The 3476-nt window shown below is 62.7% G+C and carries 3 protein-coding genes and 1 pseudogene; 2 read left to right on the plus strand and 2 right to left on the minus strand.

The genetic code is table 11. The features are described 5' to 3' along the window. Nucleotides 1–129 precede the first annotated feature (129 nt). Together CcI156_RS23425 and CcI156_RS27320 are read left to right on the plus strand one after the other, a co-directional pair. On the plus strand, nucleotides 130–1392 hold the full coding sequence (locus CcI156_RS23425; RefSeq protein ID WP_254847589.1) for a recombinase family protein: 1263 nt from the start codon (nucleotides 130–132) through the stop codon (nucleotides 1390–1392). Nucleotides 1393–1456: 64 nt separating this feature from the next. Further along, nucleotides 1457–1552: pseudogene (locus CcI156_RS27320) on the plus strand (Fe-S cluster assembly protein HesB); the annotation flags it as partial. 85 nt (nucleotides 1553–1637) lie between these two features. Here the strand turns inward: CcI156_RS27320 and CcI156_RS25320 are convergent. Both CcI156_RS25320 and CcI156_RS25325 read right to left on the minus strand, forming a co-directional pair. Beyond that, nucleotides 1638–2405 carry a hypothetical protein gene (locus CcI156_RS25320; protein WP_139341602.1) on the minus strand — a complete coding sequence of 256 codons (768 nt, stop codon included), beginning with the start codon at nucleotides 2403–2405 and terminating at the stop codon, nucleotides 1638–1640. Nucleotides 2406–2660: 255 nt separating this feature from the next. Then, the coding region (locus CcI156_RS25325) for a hypothetical protein (protein ID WP_217697752.1) at nucleotides 2661–3476 on the minus strand (816 nt) is incomplete at its 5' end.

Consider the following 3476-nt stretch of genomic DNA (forward strand, 5'->3'; position numbering starts at 1 on the left):
TTACCGCAGCGACCTCGGCCGTATCGATGCCGACATCCAGGCAGCCGTCGGCCTCCAGAAAATCAACGAACAGCAATCCGAGCGAATACTGAGCTTCGAGAGAATCAAGAGAGTTTCTGAATAACTTCCGTGGTGTACCGGGTGGTGCGGCCGGTGTACGAGGGCGCCCTGGAGGACTTGAAGCGGGGAGCCACCAAAACCGGCAAGCCCCTTGACGGCCTCATCGTCTCCGACGTGGACCGGCTCACCCGCGACCCGCGCCACCTGGAAGACGCCATTGACGTGGTGGTCCAGTACGGGCGGCCCGTCATTGACATCAGCGRCACCCTTGACCTCCTCACGGACAACGGGCGCTCCGTGGCCCGGATCGTCGTGGCCCTGAAGAACCAGCAGTCCGCCGACACCTCCCGGCGGGTGCGGACGGCCCACCGCGAGCTCGCCAAGGCGGGTGTCCCCGTGGGCGGCTACCGGCCCTTCGGCTGGGAGCCGGACAAGCGCACCATCCGCAAGGCCGAGGCCGACATGATCGTCGTCGGTGCTGACGAAATCCTTGCCGGGGTCGGCACGCACACGCTCTGCCGCCGCTGGAATGAGCTGGGCATTCTCACGACCCGGGGCCACCAGTGGCAGCGCCAGGTGATGAAGAACATGTATCTGTCTCCCCGCCTCGCGGGCTACCGGGTACACGGCCCGACCACGGTTCCCTTGGAGCAGCGCTACGCCTGCACCGTAGACGGCCAGCCCGTCATGGGCCTTCAAGGTCACATCCTGGACGTCGAGGTCTGGGAGAAGGTGGTGGCGAAGCTCCGCGACCCCGCTCGGACCGGCAACCAGAACATCCACATAGGCGGCCGGAAGTATCTGCTGTCCGGAATCATCCGCTGCGCCTACTGCGGCGCGCGGCTCACCGGCGGCTGGGACAAGGGGTGGAAGAAGCATCACTACTCCTGCCGTCCCGTCACCGCTGGTGGCTGCGGCAGCGTCGCCGTGACCGGCCACCACGTTGACGAACTGGTCACGAACTTGGTGCTGGCCTATCTGGCAAACCGGGACGTGGAAGCCGAAAGCGGCCCGTGGCCCAAGCCGGCCGAGGCGGAGATCGCCGAGATCATGGCCGCCTGGCGGGAGACGAAGCGCGGCGGCACCCGCGCCCTCCAGCTGGTGGAGGAGCTGGAGGGGGACGTGGCGAAGCTCCGGGGGGAGCGCAACGACTGGCTGCGCGCCCACTCCGGCCCCCAGCTGACCAACGTGGCCTCGTCCTGGCCTCGGCTGGAGGTGGAGCAGCGCCGTGACATCATCGCCACCGTTATCGAGGCCGTGGTGCTKTCCAAGGCCGATGGGCCGAAGAACCGTTTTGACCCGGATCRCATCACCGTGATCTGGCGTCCCTGACCAACCTGCCCCGCCGGATCACTCTGGCGGGGCTTACCCTTGGCCGCATGGCCCTCTTGGCCGCATKGCCCTCCACCTGTCCGGCGACCCCGAGGCCGACGCCCTCATCACGTCCGACGCCTTGGCGCTCCTGGTGGGTATGGTTCTTGACCAGCAAATCGGACATGTAAGGAACGAATTCGGACGTTCCGTCACGGGTTGGATACCCTCTGTGGCATTCGGCTGGGGTTGATGACCGTCCCGCGCTAAAGCAGCGCCGAGCGCGGGGATGCAGTTTCCATGATCTCGTCCGCGACCTTCAGCGCTTCCCGCGTCTCATCCACGCTTGGCTCCCGGCCTCCGTGGATTGCCGTGTTCCGAGGCTCCGCCAAAAAGCTCATGATCCGCTTGCCCGCGTCTCCGGGTAGCTGCACTCCCAGATTTTTCAGCGCCTGAACGCGCCCGCCGATCTGGCGGCTCTTCTCTATCACATAGCCCGCGACGTCTGACCGTAGTCCAGCAAGTTCCTGATCCAGCAAATAGGTCAGAGCCATCTCCGCCGCCGTCGCCGCATCCAGTACGGCCCTCCGACGCTGCCCGCGGCGGTTGGCCGCGATGGCGTCCCGGAGCAACAAATGTTCGGTGGGCGGCTGGCGACCGTCTGACGCTGCCTTAAGTATCGCCTTCCAGCGATCACTTTCCAAGGCATTTACCGGTGACATGGTGAGGGAAATGGGAGCAGGGTTTCTCACCCTCTCTCCATCGGGACCGTACTTAAACCAGAGTTCGAGGTCATCTCCCGGGCGGCTTGCCCCATCGTAGTGGGGATCAAGGTTTTGTCGCGCTACCACCTCAACCCAGTCGGCCGCGAGCCTCCACCAGGCGTCAATATCCTGGTACAGGTTCTGCCCGCGTTCTTTTCGCCTGACGCTTTCGGGCTGATCCGCGGTGGCAATGGTGTGCCGAACTACGAAGGCGCGGACAAGCGCGTTACCATTGGCTCCTAGCGGATCGTTTGACTTGAAGTGGGACACGTTACCCCATGCACTCCCCACGGAACGGTAGCGTTCGTCMCAGTCAATATCATTCCGCACCGTTTTCATCGCGGGGGCTGTCAGGATAGGCCCATTATTCAGAAGTTGAAGTGAGGGCATGACCAGGCTGATATCCATGCCGCCAATACGAACCGGCGTCTCTGAGGCGAGTACGGCTACCTTGACCGCGACCGGCGCCGGTAGTCTGAATAWTCCTTCTAGAGTAAGATCAGGCATGTTGCTCCACRTGGGGTACTAATATGGCATCAAAGCTGTCAACGTGTTCTCGAGCGCAAGGAGAGCGCGACGTGCAGCCGCGATGGTTTTCGTCTCATCTACACCATGTTTCACGCCCTGCAACTCATCAAGGCACCGGGTCATCATCATTATGATTACCGTGACGCYGTCGCTTTTCATGCCAAAGCCTCGTACTGCGTAACGAACACGTAGCGCTCGATGCGGTTTGCCGTTCTTAGGGTCAATTTCCTTTGCGTATTGACCAACATTTTCCCGCCATGCGAGGACCTCATCATCAGGCGCAATGGTGCGCAAAGTCYAGTCAAGTGCCTCCACACCCGAGTTCGCCGCCTGAGAGGCCGCATCTGGCCCATTCGAGGTCAGCGCGTGCCAAGCTCCCCTCAGCTTCGGAACCGCCTTAGGGCATGCTTGCCCTAGCCAGGAGGAGAGATGATCAGTAAGCTGTTCACGACCTTCCCGCCACCGTTCATCTTCAAGGTTGGCTTCTTCGGCGGCCTCACCGAGATCATTTCCGATCTCGACTACATGAAGTGTGGTCGCGCCCAGAGAGGAAAGTCGGCCTGGAGATGGTGGCGGCGAGACGATGGCCRCATCAAGGGTTTGGCGCCAGCCGTCGGCTGCGAGATTGGCGAAGGCCAAGAAATTGTACGTATTCGGAAGTCCCGTTGTTGATCTTTTGGGGTGACGGCCTTCGGGGCTGGGTGTGGCCTGATGGTCGTGGTGGGTGATGTTCTGCCGGTCGGGGTGGTTTGCTGCGGTGCGTGACGGTTGTCGAGTCGGGGGCGGGCGCTGCCGCGAGCGGTGAGGTTGCCG

Origin of the sequence: Frankia sp. CcI156, assembly GCF_001983015.1 — a bacterium.
Taxonomy (GTDB): domain Bacteria; phylum Actinomycetota; class Actinomycetes; order Frankiales; family Frankiaceae; genus Frankia; species Frankia casuarinae.